At 71.8% G+C, this 16,230-nt stretch carries 15 protein-coding genes; 8 read left to right on the top strand and 7 right to left on the bottom strand.

Annotated elements, in window-relative coordinates; translation table 11 throughout:
- Positions 1–69 precede the first annotated feature (69 nt).
- The 4 genes from K1J60_RS24905 (at position 70) to K1J60_RS24920 (ending at position 3,837) form a co-directional block, all read left to right on the top strand.
- The gene (locus K1J60_RS24905; RefSeq protein ID WP_220648119.1) at positions 70–783 is read left to right on the top strand and encodes a response regulator transcription factor; all 714 of its coding nucleotides are present in this window, start codon (positions 70–72) and stop codon (positions 781–783) included.
- Positions 780–2,609 (top strand): sensor histidine kinase, encoded by a 1,830-nt coding sequence (locus tag K1J60_RS24910; protein WP_220648120.1) that lies wholly within the window; start codon positions 780–782, stop codon positions 2,607–2,609. The genes K1J60_RS24905 and K1J60_RS24910 overlap by 4 nt, the downstream gene beginning before the upstream one ends.
- Before the next feature lie 134 nt (positions 2,610–2,743).
- The gene (locus tag K1J60_RS24915; RefSeq protein WP_220648121.1) at positions 2,744–3,247 is read left to right on the top strand and encodes a hypothetical protein; all 504 of its coding nucleotides are present in this window, start codon (positions 2,744–2,746) and stop codon (positions 3,245–3,247) included.
- 11 nt (positions 3,248–3,258) lie between these two features.
- A complete protein-coding gene (locus K1J60_RS24920) occupies positions 3,259–3,837 on the top strand; it encodes a hypothetical protein (RefSeq protein ID WP_259407903.1) in 579 nt (192 codons plus the stop codon).
- Between the two features lie 110 nt (positions 3,838–3,947).
- Here K1J60_RS24920 and K1J60_RS24925 read toward each other — a convergent pair whose 3' ends face one another.
- The 4 genes from K1J60_RS24925 to K1J60_RS24940 form a co-directional block, all read right to left on the bottom strand.
- Positions 3,948–4,460, bottom strand: a complete 513-nt coding sequence (locus tag K1J60_RS24925; protein WP_220648122.1) for a hypothetical protein — start codon at positions 4,458–4,460, stop codon at positions 3,948–3,950.
- A gap of 366 nt (positions 4,461–4,826) precedes the next feature.
- Positions 4,827–5,606, bottom strand: coding sequence for an enoyl-CoA hydratase/isomerase family protein (locus K1J60_RS24930; protein ID WP_220648123.1), 780 nt, complete (start codon positions 5,604–5,606; stop codon positions 4,827–4,829).
- Positions 5,603–6,019 carry a Zn-ribbon domain-containing OB-fold protein gene (locus K1J60_RS24935; protein ID WP_220648124.1) on the bottom strand — a complete coding sequence of 139 codons (417 nt, stop codon included), beginning with the start codon at positions 6,017–6,019 and terminating at the stop codon, positions 5,603–5,605. The genes K1J60_RS24930 and K1J60_RS24935 overlap by 4 nt, the downstream gene beginning before the upstream one ends.
- A 12-nt stretch (positions 6,020–6,031) precedes the next feature.
- Positions 6,032–7,180, bottom strand: coding sequence for a lipid-transfer protein (locus K1J60_RS24940; protein ID WP_220651675.1), 1,149 nt, complete (start codon positions 7,178–7,180; stop codon positions 6,032–6,034).
- Between the two features lie 190 nt (positions 7,181–7,370).
- Between K1J60_RS24940 and K1J60_RS24945 the strand changes: the two genes are divergently transcribed.
- Complete coding sequence (locus K1J60_RS24945) at positions 7,371–9,017, top strand: fatty acid--CoA ligase family protein (protein WP_220651676.1); 1,647 nt, start codon at positions 7,371–7,373, stop codon at positions 9,015–9,017.
- 105 nt (positions 9,018–9,122) lie between these two features.
- Here K1J60_RS24945 and K1J60_RS24950 read toward each other — a convergent pair whose 3' ends face one another.
- The 3 genes from K1J60_RS24950 to K1J60_RS24960 form a co-directional block, all read right to left on the bottom strand.
- A complete protein-coding gene (locus tag K1J60_RS24950) occupies positions 9,123–9,482 on the bottom strand; it encodes a DUF6247 family protein (protein ID WP_220648125.1) in 360 nt (119 codons plus the stop codon).
- Positions 9,483–9,589: 107 nt separating this feature from the next.
- Entirely contained in the window at positions 9,590–9,784 is a 195-nt protein-coding gene (locus K1J60_RS24955; RefSeq protein ID WP_220648126.1) for a sigma-like protein, read from the bottom strand.
- 206 nt (positions 9,785–9,990) lie between these two features.
- Positions 9,991–13,011: an AfsR/SARP family transcriptional regulator gene (locus K1J60_RS24960; protein ID WP_259407904.1), complete on the bottom strand. Its 3,021-nt coding sequence runs from the start codon at positions 13,009–13,011 to the stop codon at positions 9,991–9,993.
- Positions 13,012–13,199: 188 nt separating this feature from the next.
- Between K1J60_RS24960 and K1J60_RS24965 the strand changes: the two genes are divergently transcribed.
- From K1J60_RS24965 to K1J60_RS24975, 3 genes are all read left to right on the top strand, one after another.
- The gene (locus tag K1J60_RS24965; RefSeq protein WP_220648128.1) at positions 13,200–14,483 is read left to right on the top strand and encodes an amidohydrolase family protein; all 1,284 of its coding nucleotides are present in this window, start codon (positions 13,200–13,202) and stop codon (positions 14,481–14,483) included.
- Between the two features lie 53 nt (positions 14,484–14,536).
- Complete coding sequence (locus tag K1J60_RS24970; RefSeq protein WP_220651677.1) at positions 14,537–15,439, top strand: LLM class F420-dependent oxidoreductase; 903 nt, start codon at positions 14,537–14,539, stop codon at positions 15,437–15,439.
- Positions 15,440–15,593: 154 nt separating this feature from the next.
- The gene (locus tag K1J60_RS24975; protein ID WP_259407905.1) at positions 15,594–16,199 is read left to right on the top strand and encodes an ATP-binding cassette domain-containing protein; all 606 of its coding nucleotides are present in this window, start codon (positions 15,594–15,596) and stop codon (positions 16,197–16,199) included.
- Positions 16,200–16,230: the final 31 nt, after the last annotated feature.

Here is a 16,230-nt window from a genome sequence, read left to right on the forward strand (position 1 = left end):
GTGTGGGAAGGACCGCAGACGGGCCGTTCACCGTGCTGGCGAAGCCCCGGCACGCCTAGGGTCACCTGCGTGTGCGCATACATTCTGGTCGCCGAAGACGACGGCATGCAGGCCGAGTTGATCCGCCGGCTCCTGGTCAGGGAAGGCCATACGGCCGTCGTCGTGTCCGACGGTCCGGCCGCGCTCGACGAGGCCCGCAAGCGCCGGCCCGACCTGGTCATCCTCGATGTGATGCTGCCGGGCCTCGACGGGTTCGGCGTCTGCCGCGTGCTGCGCCAGGACGCGGACATACCGGTGCTGATGCTCACGGCCCGCTCCGCCGAGGACGATCTGCTGCTCGGCCTCGACCTCGGCGCGGACGACTACATGACGAAGCCGTACAGCCCCCGGGAACTGCTGGCCCGCATCCGCATCGTGCTGCGCCGCACCCTGCGTCCCGTCGAGGACTCCCCCGTGCTGCGGGTCGGGGCCGTCACCGTCGACCCGGTACGGCACGAGGTCACCTGTGACGGCGCGACGGTCGGCTGCACCCCGGGGGAGTTCGCCATCCTGACCGCCATGGCCGCCGAGCCCGAACGGGTCTTCTCACGCCGCCAGTTGCTGGAACACACCCGCGGTCACGACCGGGCGTCCACCGAGCGGGCCATCGACATGCACATCGTGAACCTGCGCAAGAAGATCGAGCCCGACCCGCGCAGCCCCGCACGGCTGCTGACGGTGTTCGGCGTCGGCTACAAACTCGTCGAAGGCCCGGGTTCCCCGGGCGGCCGGGGCCCCGCATGACCGGCCCGGACGGCGTGACGCCCGTCGCCCGCATCCCCTGGCACCGGAGTCTGCTGGTACGGCTGCTGCTCACCTCCGTGGCGATAGCGGTGCTGTCCGTGGGCGCCACCGCCTGGCTCGCCGTGCAGCTCACCACCCGCGCCATCCAGGAGGAACGCGGGCAGGTGCTCTCCGACGACTCCGACATCCTGCGCCGGCTCAGCGGCTACGCCGCGGCCCATCCCGACTGGGACGGCGTCACGTCCACCGTGGACACGCTGTCGCGCAACCTGGACCGGCGCGTCGCCCTGACCACCGCGGGCGGACGGCTCATCGCCGACTCCGCCGCATCCGGCACCGCGCTGCCCGCCCGTGCCTCGGCCACCGTCGACCCGCTGCGTACGGACACCTACACCGAGCCCGGCGCCCAGCTCGCCGGCATCGACCCGCGGGCGGTGGGGCCCTATCGGCTGTCCTCCGGCGAGGTCAGTGAGGTGAGTGCGGCGGCGCGGCGGCGGGTGGCGTGCCTGACCAAGTTCGGCGGCGGTGGCCACACCGAGCGGATGCCCAGCGGCCGTACGGTCGCCGTCGCCGACGGCACCTCGGCGGCGGTGGTCGCGCAATGCGCCGACGCGACGGACGACGCGGTGATGCCCAGTGAGCGCACGGCGCTGGTGGCCCTCGGGAAGCTGATGACCGGCTGCCTCCAGGGTGACTTCAAGGAGCTGCCCAAGGTGGACCCCACGCTCGGGGCACTGTTCGGCGACGACGTCGTTCCCGGGATCTCCGACAGGACGATCGGCGACCAGCAGACGCAGAACTGTCTCGACTCGGCCCGCCGCACCCAGCTCGACTCCTACGTCGCCCCACCGGCGACCCTCTACCTCGGCGACCGCGAGCAGCAGCGGTCGGGCTTCGATCTCTCGTCCGCCAACCAGAACAAGATCATCGGAGTCACCGGTCTCGTCCTGGCCGTCACGATCGCACTGACCGCCCTCGTCGCCGTCCGTCTCGTCCGCCCCCTGCGCGCGCTGACCGCCGCCGCCCGGCAGCCGCCCGAGCACCACGCACGGGTCGACGTCACCACCAAGGACGAGACGGGCTTCCTGGCCGCCGCCTTCAACGACCTGACCGCGCGCCGGGAACAGATGGAGGCCCAGCGCAAGGCCATGGTCAGCGACATCGCCCATGAACTGCGCACCCCGCTGACCAATATCCGCGGGTGGCTGGAGGTCACCCGCGACGGACTGCTCGACCCCGACCCCGGCCTCATCGCCTCCCTGCACGACGAGGCGCTGCAACTGCAGCACATCATCGACGACCTGCGCGACCTCGCCGCGGGCGACGCCGGCACGGTGCGGCTGCACCGGGAGCCGCTGGCCGCGGACGAGTTGATCGGCCAGGTCGCCGCCGCCCATCGCAGCCGCGCCGAAGCCGCGGCCGTACACCTGCGGGCGGAGGCCGGCCCCGGGCTCTGGATGGACGCCGATCCGGTGCGCATGCGGCAGGTCCTGGGCAACCTCGTCTCCAACGCGCTGCGGCACACACCCGCGCGGGGGACGGTCACCCTCAGCGCCTGGCACACGGCGGACGAGGCCGTCCTGACCGTGCGCGACACCGGGCACGGGATCGCCCCCGAAGACCTGCCGCATGTCTTCGAACGGTTCTGGCGAGCGGAGAAGTCCCGCAGCAGACGCACCGGAGGCAGTGGGCTCGGCCTGTCCATCGTGCGGCAGTTCGTCGAGGCACACGACGGAACCGTCACCGTCGACAGCACCCCCGGCAGCGGGGCGGTGTTCACCGTCCGGCTGCCCCGTGTGCCCGAGCCGGCGGAACCTCGACCATGAGAGGCCGTCAAGCGTCGGTCGGCACGGACTCCACGGTGCTCCGCGTGCTGTTAGGGTGACGTGCGCCTGTCACGTGAGTGGGCCGTTTGCAGGTGTGACACCAAATCGACGCTACTCAACGGGGGTTGAGCAACGTGAAAACTCGTCATGTCCGGGCTGTCGCCGTCTTCGGCATCGCCGTCTTCGCTCTCACCGGGGCCCGCGGCTCCAGCGGCGGAGGCTGTTCCGGCGGATCCTCCTCGTCCTCCTCGTCCAGCTCCAGCGGTGGCAGTGACAGCGGTGGCACGACCACCACGGGCGGGAGCACCACCACCGGGACGGGCGGGACGTCCGGCTCCAGGGGTGCCGCCAGGGATCTGAAGATCGAGACCTGCGAGTACGACAACGGTCTGGCCGCCCGGGTCCGTGCCACCAACAGCAGCTCCAGCACCACCTACACCTACAAGTTCGACGTCGAGTTCACGGACGCCGACGGCAAGATCGTCGCCACCACCGAGGGCGGCGCCATCCGCTCCCTGGCGCCCGGTTCCTCCGACGTCCTCCCCGTCAAGGTGGTCGCGGGCTCGGTGGACGACACCGCCTTCGCGGCGGGCGGCGGCACCTGCAAGCTGACCGGCATTTCGCGCAGCGCCGAGTGAAGGGGCCTCTCATGCACGGGCGGACACGGGTACGCGGGCTGAAGTTCGCGTCGATGGCGGTGATCGTGGTGCTCGCGCTGACCGGGTTCTCGACGGGGCGCGGTTCGGGCGGCGGCAGCAGCAGTTCCAGCGGCGGCGGCGACGGTGGGGGCGGCTGCAGTTCCTCCTCCCAGGACCACGACACCTCCTCTTCCTCCTCCTCGGGTGGCACGTCCGGTCTGGGGAAGAGCGACGACGACTACGACGACTACGACGACAGCTACGACGACTCGTACGACGACTCCGCCACCGAGGACACGGGCTCCGGCGAGGCGCAACTGGAGTCGGCGACCGTGAGGTTGGTGACGTGCGCGTCCGCGCGGCAGCCGTACGCGACCGTCGAGGTGACCAACCCCAACGCGGTCGACGCCGAGTTCTGGGTCGTGGTCTCCTTCGTGGACAAGCACGGAGCCCCGGTCGAGAGCGGGGAGTGGTCGGTCGAGGTGGCCGCCGGTGACACGGCGACCACCCGGGTCAAGATGACCAAGGAAACCCTGGCCGCCTCCGTCGACCGTTGTGAGGCCGAACCGGAGGCCGAGCCGAGGGGCTGAACCGGGCCGCCCCGGACGGCGCTGCCTCTCGGCCCGGTCCGCTTCCCGGGGCTGCCCGCCCGGCCGGACCACGTGCATGGGCGCGGACGGACGACGTTCCTTTCCATCCGCTACTTCGCGTCGTCGAACTCTCGGATCTTCTCCACCTGTGCCTTGACCAGCTGGTCCGGAACGCCGGGCCGCTTCTTCCCGTCCGACGCCCGCTGTCTTTGGAAGTTGTGGAACACCGCGATCGTGGTGCCTTCCCGCAGCACCACCACCGCATGGGGAACCCGCATCGTCACGCCGTCCGGAAACGACACCGACTCGACCAACCGCAGGGAGACGGACTCGTCCCCGTATCCGGGATCGGGTCGCATGGCGACATCCTCGAAGAACCGTCTGTCCTCCTGGTAGGCGGTGCACTTTTCGGCCGCCGTACGGAATTCCCCCACCACTCGTTTCGCATCGCCGAGGTTGTGCGAAGCGAGCGTCATGACGACCGCGGGGCGGGTTCCCCTGCTGCTGTACTGCCGATTGATGCGAGCGTTGGCCGCGTAGGAACTGCTGCTCTGCCCGATGGTCTGGGCGATCGCGCTGCACTCGACGGGATCTGCTCGTCTCTCGGAAGGGCTGGTGCTCATCGGTATGCTGCCGAACCTCTCACCGTCGCCCCTGCCCAACGCGACTTGCTTGAGATCCGCCTCGGTCCACGGTCCGCGGGTCGTGCTGTGCGCTGAAGGGTTTCCGCCGTCAGGACTCACACCCCCCCTTCCGGGGCTTTCCCCGCACGCGCCGGCAAGGAATGCGGCCATCGCCGCAGCCACCGCGCCATTGATGCCTGATCTGCGCACAGTATTTCCCTTGTTGTCGACATTGCGATCTCGAGCGCTGCGGCGGTTCGAGCGCCGTGGCTTGCTGGACGACGTGAATCGGTTCGGCAAGGTTGGCGGACCCTACCGCAGCACAGTGCAGTCGGTCTCCGGCCCTGCGGATCGATGCGTCTCTCCTCAACGTGTCCGGTGCCCGCCCTTGCGCCGCGCGGCGAACAACTCCCCCTGCCGCGCCTGCGGTTGGTTGCCCAGCGTAATCAGGTGCGGGGCGTACGCGAGAGCGTGCGCCCTCGTCGCCTCCCGGGCGGCCCAGCAGGCGCGGACCGTGCCCTCGACGGCCTCCGGCGAGTGGCCGGCGATCACCTCGGCGCACCGCACGGCCGCCGCGACCGCGCCGCCGGGTTCCGTCACCTCCGACACCAGCCCCACCTCGTGCGCCCGCCGCGCCGACATCCGCTCGGCGGTGCCCAGCAGCGCCATGCGCACGGCCTCCCCGTACGGCATGCGCTGGGCCATCAGGATCGACTCGAAGGCGCTGACCATGCCGTAGGTGGTGTGCGGGTCGAAGAAGGTGGCGGACGGATCGGCCACGAGGAACTCCGACTCGCCCAGCAGGTAGAAGGCTCCGCCGCAGGCCATGCCGTTCACGGCCGCGATCAGTGGTTTCCAGCAGTCGTTGGACTTGGGACCGATCCTGAGGAGGGGGTCCTCGATCGTGTAGGGGGAGTTCGGCTGCGGGACGGCTCCCGCCGCGTCCCGGTCGAGGCCCGTGCAGAAGGCGCGCTCGCCGGCGCCGGTCACGACGACCGCCCGTACCGAGTCGTCGTACCTCAACTCCTGCCAGTACGAGGTGAGTTGTTCCGCCATCGGCAGGTCGATCGCGTTCAGCTTCTCCGGGCGGTCCAGGGTCAGGAGGGCCACGCCCGTGGACTTGTCCGTCGTGGTGCGCAGGGTCACGGCCGCTCCAGTACCCATTGGGGGAGGCCGGTGGATGTGAACACCACCTGCACCCTCGCCCCGATCCGGATCCGCTCGGCCGGCACCGAGTCCAGGCGGGCGTCCGGCCCGCTCACCAGGTTGCCGACGAGGCGGATGCGGGGGGCGTCGGTCAGTTCGACGAGGACCACGTGGTACGGGGCCTGCTCGGCGTAGTCGGGGAGGAGCGGCGGGTGCGGGCGGACGTACGACCAGACGCGGCCCCGGCCGGCGACCCGGCGCCACTCGGTCGCGAAGGAGCGGCAGTGCGGGCAGCAGGGGCGCGGCGGGAAGCGGAGTTCGCCGCAGTCGGCGCACGCCTGGATCCGTAGTTCGCCCCGCGCGGCGTACTCCCAGAAGGGGGCCCCGTCGTCGTCCACCACCGGTGTGAGCATGTCCTCGACTCCTCAGTTCCTCAGCAGCAGGGCGGAGGTCGGGACCCCCTCACCCGCCGTCACCAGACAGGTCGCCGCGCCCGGGACCTGGGCGGTACTCGTGCCGCGCAGCTGCCGTACGCCCTCGGTGATCAGGTTGAAGCCGTGCACGTAGGCCTCGCTGAGACCGCCCCCGGAGGTGTTGAGGGGGAGCCGGCCGCCGGTCTCCAGGGCGCCGCCCTCGGTGAAGGCGCCGCCCTCGCCGCGCGCGCAGAAGCCGTACCCCTCCAGCGACAGGGGGATCAGGGCGGTGAACGCGTCGTAGATCTGGGCGACGTCGATGTCGTCCGGGGTGAGGTCCGCGTGTTTCCACAGGTGGCGGGCGGCGGTCCAGGCGGGGCCGGTCAGCGGGTCGTCGTTCCAGTAGTTGACCATGCCGTGGTGCTGGGCGGGCAGGCCCTGGGCGGCGGAGTGGACGTAGACGGGGGTGCGGCGGCAGTCGCGGGCGCGCTCGGCGGAGACCACCACGCAGGCCAGCGCGCCGTCCGTCTCCAGGCAGTTGTCGAACAGGCACAGGGGTTCGCTGATCCAGCGGGAGTTCATGTACATCTCGCGGGTCAGCGGGCGTTCGTACATGATCGCGGCGGGGTTCTGGTTGGCCCGGTTGCGGCAGGCGAGGGCCACGTTGAAGAGGTGGTCGCGGGTGGTGCCGTACTCGTGCATGTGGCGGCGGGCCAGCATGGCTATCTCGTCGGCGGGCCGCAGCAGGCCGTAGGGGCGGGTCCACTGGGCCGGGGTGGGGAGTTGGACCGCGGTGTTCTTCCACGGGCGGGGTCCGGAGCCGCGTTTGCGGGACCGCCAGGCGACCCCGACCGTGGCCTGACCGGTGGCGATCGCGGCGGCGAGATGCGCGACCGTGGCGCACGAACCGCCGCCGCCGTAGCCGACCTTGCTGAAGAAGGTGAGGTCACCGAGGCCCAGGGCCTTGGCCACCTCGACCTCGTCGGTCTCCTCCATGGTGTACGAGGCGAGCGCGTCGACCTCGTCCGGCGCTATCCCGGCGTCGTCGAGGGCGGCCAGGATCGCCCGGCACGCCAACGCCCGTTCGGATTCCGGAAGGCGCTTGGCGAAGGGGGTCTGGCCGATGCCGACGATCGCTGTCGCGTCCTTGAGCACGGCCATGGGAGCCATAAGGGCACACCTCCGCACAGGGTTGCGGAGCATACCTCCGCACAGGGGCTGTCACTGCTGACAGTCCGTCAGGGTACAGCTAATCTGACGGGTAGTCAGCTCCCGATGTCCGGCTGCTGCCGGGGCACTTGGGCACTTGAACACTGGTTCTCGGGTACGGAGGCCTGCTGTGAGCGGTGACATGGAGGGACGGCGCGGTGACCTGGAGTGGGGGACCGTCCCGGGGCTGGTCCGCGCGGCGGCCCGGCGGTTCGCCGGGGTCGAGGCCGTCGTCGACGGGCGTACGCGGGTGTCGTACGCGGAGCTGGGCGCCCGGGTGGAGCGCGCGGCGGCGGCGTGCGTCGCGAACGGGGTGCGGGCCGGCGACCGGGTCGCCCTCTGGGCCCCGAACTCCCTCGACTGGATCGTCTCCGCGCTCGGCGCGGTCTCGGCGGGCGCGGTCCTCGTCCCGCTGAACACCCGCTTCAAGGGCGGTGAGGCGGCGGACGTGCTGGCGCGCAGCCGGGCCAGGCTGCTGTTCGTCACCGGAACCTTCCTCGGGACCTCGTACGTGGCCTCGCTCCGGCGCGCGGCCGGGGCGGACGCCGGGCGGCTGCGGGCGCCGGGGGCCGACGGTGTGTGCGAGCGGCCGGGGCCGCTGCCCGGACTCCCGCACCTGGAACAGGTGGTGGTGCTCTCGGACGACGCCCCCGCCGACTTCCGCACCTGGAAGGACTTCCTCGCCAGCGGCGACGGGGTGAGCGCGCAGGAGGTGCGGGCGCGGTCGGACGGACTGACGGGCGACTCCCCTTCCGACATCATCTTCACGTCCGGGACGACCGGCCGCCCCAAGGGCGCGGTGATCACCCATGCGCAGACCCTGCGGGCGTACGAGGTGTGGTGCGAGCTGGCAGGCCTCCGGCAGGGCGACCGCTACCTCATCGTGAACCCGTTCTTCCACACCTTCGGCTACAAGGCCGGGGTGATCGCCTGCCTCATGCGGGGCGCGACGATGATCCCCCAGCCGGTGTTCAACGTGGAGACGGCGATGGCCAACGTGGCGGCCGAGCGGGTCTCGGTCCTGCCCGGCCCGCCCACCCTGCACCAGTCCCTCCTGGACCACCCCGCCCGCGACGACTACGACCTCGGCGCGCTGCGTCTGGTGGTGACGGGCGCGGCGGTGGTCCCGCTCCGACTCGTCGAACGGCTGCGGGCCGAACTGCGCGTGGACACCGTGCTGACGGCGTACGGCCTGTCCGAGGCGTCCGGCATCGTCACCATGTGCCGGCGCGGCGACGAGCCGTCGGTGATCGCGTCGACGTCGGGCCGGGCGGTCCCGGGGGCGGAGGTGCGCGTCGTCGATCCGCTGGGCTCCCCGCTGCCGCCCGGCTCCCCCGGAGAGGTCCTCGTCCGCGGCTTCAACGTCATGCGCGGCTACTTCGAGGATCCCGTCGAGACCGCGCGGGCGGTCACGCCCGACGGCTGGTTCCGCACCGGGGACATAGGCGTCCTGGACGAGGACGGCAACCTGCGGATCACCGACCGGGTCAAGGACATGTTCATCGTCGGCGGGTTCAACGCGTATCCCGCCGAGATCGAGCAACTCCTCGGTCTCCACCCGGATGTCGCGGACGTGGCGGTCGTCGGCGTCCCCGACCCGCGCCTCGGCGAGGTCGGCAAGGCGTTCGTCGTCCGCCGCCCGGGGTCCCTGGTGACCGCCGACGACCTCATCGCCTGGTCCCGTCGGGAGATGGCCAACTACAAGGTGCCGAGGGCGGTCGACTTCGTGGGCGAACTGCCGCGCAACGCCGGCGGGAAGGTGGTGAAGGGGGAGCTGCGGGGGAGGTGAGGGCGGCGCCGAGGGCCGCGGGCCGGGCCGGGCAGGCCGGGCCGGGCGGCGGGAGGGGCCGTGCCGGTGGGGCGAGGCCTCGGCTCAGTCGCGCTGAGTCGTCGTTCAGTCGTCGCTCAGTGCCTTGCGGGCCGCCGTGTGCAGGGCGTGGATCTCGTCCATGGCCTCGCGCCAGGCGGGGTCGTCGGGGTCCACGGTGCGTGCGGTGCGCTCGGCGGTGCGCAGGCGCGCGGCGGAGGCGGGGAAGCGGGCGATCTCGATGGCCACGGCCCAGGTTTCGAGGAACCGGGCGATCGGGCGGAGGCTGCGCGTACGGGTCGCCAGCGTGATGGCCTCGTCCTTCTGCCGGTCCATCTCGGCGAGACGGTGAGGGGCCACCTGCGTGAGGGCCGCCCGCAACGCCGGCGGTGTCGTCTCCGGCCGCGCGGTGACGGGAGCGTCCGGTCGGGCCTGCGCTGCGCTCATCCTGATCCTCCCCTGAAAGGACTCTCGCCCGGACACACCTCGGCCGCGGTGGCTCCCCCTCCGCGCCACCGCGGCCGATCCCCGTGGGTACGGAAAGTCCGGTGCGCCTACTTGCCGCCGTCGAGGTCGAGGGCGGGCGGGGCGGGCGCGTGCTGGTCCATCGCGGTGATCTCCGGCTCCTCGCTCGGCGGCGCGGGCGCGTGCTGGTCCATCGTCGTGATCGCGCCGTCCTTCTTCGGCGGGGCGGGCGCGTGCTGGTCCATCGTGGTGATCTCCGGGTCCTTCTTCTTCTCTTCGCTCATAGCTGGAACTCCCCGTGAGTGAACGGTGCTTCTCGGCGGAAGCGCCGGTTCGGCGACTCCCCCGGGGGTCGCCGAACCAGCGTTTCGAACGGCCTCAGGTCAACCATGAGGCCCTGCGGATCCGCCTGCCCCCCGACGCGACGGATCGATGGACTGAGACTCTCAGCCGCTCATAAACGTTCGATGAACGTCCCGCCCCAGGGGTGTCACGCCGCCGCGAGCGGATGGAGGAGGCCGCGCACCTCCGCGGCCTCGGACGAGCCGGACTGCTCGTACATCGTGAGCGCCTCACGCCAGCAGGCGCGGGCCCGGTCCGACTGGCCGAGGGCCATCAACGCCCTGCCCAGCAGGGTCAGGGCGTTGGCCCTCATCCAGTCGCCGCCGATGCAGCCGATCGACAGCGCCTGTTCGGCGTGCCGGGCGGCCTGGGCGGGGCGACGGGCCGCCAGGTGAACCTGGGCCACCCGGAAGTGGGTCGTTCCCTCCCAGAGCCGCTGACGGTTCTCGGTGAAGATCCGCAGCGCCGCGTCGAGCTGCTCCAGGGCCTCCGGGAGCCGGCCCGCCTGCGTGAGCACGATCCCCGAGGCGTAGCGGGCGTTCGCGAGGCGTACGGACATCCCCAGCTCGTCGTAGATCTCCACGCCTCGCTGCGCGAGATCGACCGCTCTGGCGGTACGGCCCATCGAGGCGAGGGAACGGGACAGATTGCACACCGCGCTGGCCTCGCCCGGTGTGTTGCCGTCCGCCTGGAACGCCTCGATGGCTCTGATCAGGAAGACCTCGGCGTCCGGGAAGCGGGCGGTGCAGATGGCGATGATCCCCAACTGGTTGGGGGCGGCGCCGCTCGTCCAGGGGTCGTCGGCCGTTCGGTTCACGAGATCGGCGCGCTCGGCCTCCCTCTCCGCCTCCTCGAAACGCCCCGCCTGGCTGAGGACCTGGGCCAGCGTGATGCGTGCCCGGGTCTCGGCGTGCGCGTCCCCGAGGGCCGCGGCCGCGTCACGTGCGGCGAGCGCGGTCGTCTCGTAGCGGCGGGAACCGGCCCCGGACTCCGCCAGATCGATGGTGGCCAGCAGCAGGTCGACGGCCCGTCGCAGGGTGGACGCTCCGAGCGACTGCTGAACGCAGGCGAGCAGCGGCTCCGCCTCCGCGTGCAGCCAGTCCAGCGCATCCGAGGCGGAGGCGAACTCCCGGCCGTCGTACCGGCTCCGCTCCAGATGCGCGACGGTTCGGTCCCCCGGCCGCTCGATCGCGTACACCCGCGTCGCCGTCGCCAGATAGAAGTCCAGCAGCCGTGACATCGCCGACTCCCGCTCCCCCGACTCCTCCTCTCCCGACGGCTGTTCGTCCCGCTCGGCACATGCACGCGCGTAGAGCCGCACGAGGTCGTGGAAGCGGTAGCGGCCGGGCGCGGCGGATTCGAGGAGGGAGGTGTCGACGAGGATCTCCAGGAGGTCCTCGGTCTCCTCCAGCGGCAGGTCCAGTACGGCGGCCGCGGCGGCCAGCGAGATGTCCGGGCCGTCCGCGAGGCCGAGCAGCCTGAACGCCCGTGCCTGGGCGGGCTCCAGCTGGCCGTAGCCCAGCTCGAAGGTGGCCTTCACGGCCAGGTCGCCGGCCTGGAGCTCGTCCAACCGGCGCCGCTCGTCGGCGAGTTTGGCGGCCAGGACGGACACCGTCCAGGTTCTGCGCGCCGCCAGCCGGGACGCGGCGATGCGGATGGCGAGCGGCAGGAAGCCGCAGGCCGCGACGACGTCCAGGGCTGCCGTGCGTTCCGCCGCGACGCGCTCCTCGCCGACGATCTTCGTGAAGAGCCGCAGGGCCTCGTCGGGCGACATCACGTCCAGGTCGACGAGATGGGCGCCGGCCAGGTCCACCATCCGCACCCGGGCGGTGACGAGGGCCGCGCAGCCCGCCGTGCCCGGCAGCAGGGGCCGTACCTGGGCGGCGTCGCGCGCGTTGTCGAGCAGGACCAGCACCCGGCGGCCGTCCAGGACCGACCGGTACAGGGCCGACCGCTCCGCCAGGGAGTCGGGGATCGCCGAGTCGGCCGTGCCCAGGGCGCGCAGGAAGGAGCCGAGGACGGTCTCCGGGTCGGCGGGGCGGGAGCCGGCGCCCTGGAGGTCGACGTACAACTGGCCGTCCGGGAAGGCCGATCTGGACCGGTGGGCCACATGCACCGCGAGGGTCGTCTTGCCGACGCCGCCGATGCCGGCCAGCGCGGACACGGCCATCACCTGGCCCTGCGCGCCGGAGGCCTCCGCCAGCACCCCGCTGAGGTCGTCGACGAGGGAGGCGCGGCCGGTGAAGTCCGGGACGGTGGCGGGGAGCTGGGCGGGCCGGACCGGGGTGGCGGCCGGTTCGGGGGCCAGGGGAGCGGAGGGTTCCGCGAGGCCGGGGTCCGCTCGCAGGATGCGCTGCTGCAACTCGCGCAGGCCCGGGCGCGGGTCCACGCCGAGTTCGTCCGCGAGCAGGCGGCGGGTGTCCGCGTACACCGCGAGGGCCTCCGCCTGACGTCCGCTGCGGTACAGCGCCAGCATCAGCAGTTCGCGCAGTCGCTCCCGCAACGGGTGCGCGGCGGTGAGCGCGGTCAGCTCGGAGACCGCCTCCGCGTGACAGCCCTGCTCCAGGTCCATGTCCAGTCGTGATTCGACCAGTTGCAGCCGCCACTCGTCGAGGCGGGCCCGCTGCGTCTCCGCGTAGGGCCCCGGAACGCTCGCCAGGACCTCGCCGTCCCACAGCCCGAGCGCCTTGTTCAGCAGCCGGCGGGCTCGGCACAGGTCACCGGAGTTCTTGGCCTTCTCCGCGTCGGTCGCCAGTTCCTGGGCCACGGCGAGGTCCAGGGCGCCGGCGGGCAGCGCGCGGACCGCGTAGCCACCGGACTCGCTGACCAGGACACCGGGGGAGAGCACCTTGCGCAGCCGGGAGGCGTACGTCCGCACCGCCGCCAGCGCCTGGGACGGCGGCTCGTCGCCCCACAGCGCGTCGATCAGCTCGCTCGCGGTGGCCGTACGGCCCTCGCGGAGCAACAGTGCTGCGAGCAGGGCGCGTTGCTGTGGCGAACCGGTGGCGAGAGGTTCGGCGCCGCGCCAGGCCCGCACGGGTCCGAGCACGCTGAAACGCAGCTCGGCCGGGGCTTCGGGGTCCGGTTGCACGGTCTCGGCGTCCACGGCAGTCCTTTGCTCCGGCACTCGCGGCCCACCGACCTCCGGCACTCCCGGTCCACCGCCCATCGACAGCCCCCTAAGGCCTTCTGATATCCAGGCCAGTTTGCCTTGTTCATGGCAGATCCGTCAGCCGTGCGAGAGGTCGATCACAGGGAGACGCGAGGGATGTCACGAGGCCTGCACAGGCTCTTCGCAGGGGGGTTGCCGGTGAACCATTACTGACGGACCGTCAGATCGGCGCTACCGTAACGGGCATGGACACCTTGGAGACGAGCGCCACGGATCCCGACAGCCCCGCCACCGCCCCGGCCCCCTTCCCGAAGATCATCTCCGTCGACGACCACACGGTGGAGCCCCCGAACGTCTGGCAGGACCGGCTCCCCAAGAAGTACCTGGACACGGGCCCCCGGGTGGTCCGCGCGCCGCTGAAGGAGATGACGTTCCTCGGCGGCCGGTTCAAGCCCGTGATGGGCGCCCCCGGCGACGACGGCCCCATCGGCGACTGGTGGGTCTACGAGGACCTGCACCGCCCGCTGACCCGCCTCGACACCGCCGTCGGCTACTCCAGGGACGAGATCAAGCTGGAGATCATCACCTACGAGCAGATGCGCCCCGGCTCGTACGACGTCCCGCAGCGCCTCGCCGACATGGACGTCAACCACGTCCAGTCGGCCCTGTGCTTCCCGACCTTCCCCCGCTTCTGCGGCCAGACCTTCACCGAGGCCGCGGACCGTGAACTCGGGCTGCTCGGCGTCCGGGCGTACAACGACTGGATGGTGGAGGAGTGGTGCGGCCCCGAGGCGCGGGGCCGGCTCATCCCGCTCACCCTCATCCCGTTGTGGGACGCGGAGCTGGCGGCGGCGGAGGTGCGCAGGAACGCGGCGCGCGGCGTCCGCGCGGTGGCCTTCTCCGAGATACCCCCGCACCTGGGCCTCCCCTCCGTCCACACCGACGACTGGGACCCCTTCCTCGCCGCCTGCGACGAGACCGGCACGGTCGTCGCCATGCACATCGGGTCCTCCAGCCGCATGCCGTCCACCTCCGCGGACGCGCCGCCCGCCGTCGGCTCCACCATCACCTTCGCCAACTGCTGCTTCTCGATGGTCGACTGGCTGATGAGCGGCAAGTTCGAACGCTTCCCGAACCTCAAGGTCATGTACGCCGAGGGCCAGATCGGCTGGATCCCGTACATCCTGGAACGCGCGGACGTCGTCTGGGAGGAGAACCGGGGCTGGGGCGGCGTCGCGGACAAGGTCCACCGCCCGCCGTCGGAGCTGTTCGCCGACCACGTCTACGGCTGCTTCTTCGACGACGCGTTCGGGCTCCGCAACCTGGACGCGATCGGCGTCGGCAACGTCCTCTACGAGACCGACTACCCCCACTCCGACTCCACCTGGCCCGAGTCCCGCCAGGTGGGCGAGGCCCAGATGGGCCACCTGGACCCGGACGTGGTGGACCGGATCGTGCGGCGGAACGCGATCGAGTTGCTGGGGCTGACGGAGGACGGGCTGTGGGCGGGGCCGGGGAGCGCGAGTTGAGCGGGTCCGGGGAACGCCCGTCGAACGGGACCGGCGTGGCGCTCGGCTACGGGATGCAGCTCCCCGTCCAGTCGCAGAGCACCCTCTACGCCGAGCCCTGGGAGGCGGACGCGGGGCCGCGGGAGCTGGCCGAGGTCGCGCGGGCCGCCGACCGGGCGGGGTTCGCGTACGTCGCCGTCTGCGACCACGTGGCCATCCCGCGCCGTCTCGCGCCCGCGATGAGCACCGTCTGGTACGACCCGGTCGCCACGCTCGCCTACCTGGCCGCCGTCACCGAACGGGTCCGGCTGCTCAGCCATGTCGCGGTGGTCGGCCTGCGCCACCCGCTCCTCACGGCCAAGCAGTACGCCACCCTCGACCATCTCTCCGCCGGCCGGCTGATCCTCGGTGTGGGCGCCGGGCACGTACGGGAGGAGTTCGAGGCGTTGGGGGTGGACTTCGAGCGGCGGGGGGCGGTGCTGGACGAGTGCGTGGACGCGCTGCGCGCCGCCCTCGGACCGGACGAATTCCCCTCCCACCACGGCAAGCGGTACGACTTCGAGGACTTGGGCCAGATGCCCCGGCCCGCCCAGGACCGGGTGCCCCTCTGGGTGGGCGGCTCGTCCCCGGCCGCCGTCCGCCGGGCCGCCGTCCGGGGCGACGGCTGGTTGCCCCAGGGCGACCCGCGCGACCGCCTCCCGGCCCAGATCGCCCGACTCCGCCGACTACGGCAGGAGGCGGGCGCCACCGGCCCCTTCACCATCGGCGCGATCACCGAGCCGCTGTACGTGGGTGAGCCGACCTGGGACGTCGGGCGGCGCACCCTCACCGGGAGCCCGGCCGCGATGGCCGAGTCCTTGCGCGCGTACCGCGCGATGGGGGTGGATCAGATCCAGGTGCGGTTCCGGAGCCGTGGCGTGGGTGAACTCGCGGATCAGATGGGAGCGTTCGGGGGCGAGGTGGGGCCCCTGTTGTAGAAGCCGCCCGCCCCTGTCACGGGCGCCCTTGCGTAGCGGACAGCTGACGGCGGTTCCGTTGCCCGCCCGGCTTGGCAGCGGGGACATCCGTACGTCGACCAGTCGTGCGACGTCGCTCGGTGTCGTGCCCGCGGATCACCGTGCGCTGGTGTGGGTGCCCGACGGCCACGGGTGCCCGATTTCGGGCAGAGTCCTGTTCAGCGGCACGGACCTGACCTCCGCCAGCCGTGAATTCCGGCGTCACGTGGCGTGGCTTCCTCAGCGGGTGCCCAGCTCAAGGCAATTGACCGCCCGCGAGTATGTGGCCTACATCGCCTGGCTGAAGGGGGAGAGCCGCTCCGGTGCTTGGGAGCGCGCAGCAGTCACCCTCGACCAGGTCGGCCTGGCCGAGCAGGCAGACCAGAAGACCGCCAAGCTCTCCGGTGGCCAACTGCGCCGTGTTGGTATCGCGTGTGCCCTGGCTCATGACGCGCGGGTCATCCTGTTGGACGAGCCGACGGCCGGGCTCGATCCTCACCAGCGCACGGTCTTCCGTGACGTGCTGCGTGAGGTCTCTGCGAAGACTCCGGTACTCATGTCTACGCATGATGTCGCCGATCTGGCCGACGAAGCCGACACCGTCACCCTGATGGACGGCGGCCGGATCCGCCACCACGGAGCAACCCAGAGCTTCCTGGACCACGCGCATGCCGACGCCGTACCCGCGCGCCGGGCCGAGTCGGCGTATTCCGTCCTCATGCGGCTCGAGAACTCGCAATGACATCCGGGCGCCTGTCACCGCCCTCACCTCC

This window comes from Streptomyces akebiae, assembly GCF_019599145.1.
In the GTDB taxonomy this organism is placed as follows: Bacteria; Actinomycetota; Actinomycetes; order Streptomycetales; family Streptomycetaceae; genus Streptomyces; species Streptomyces akebiae.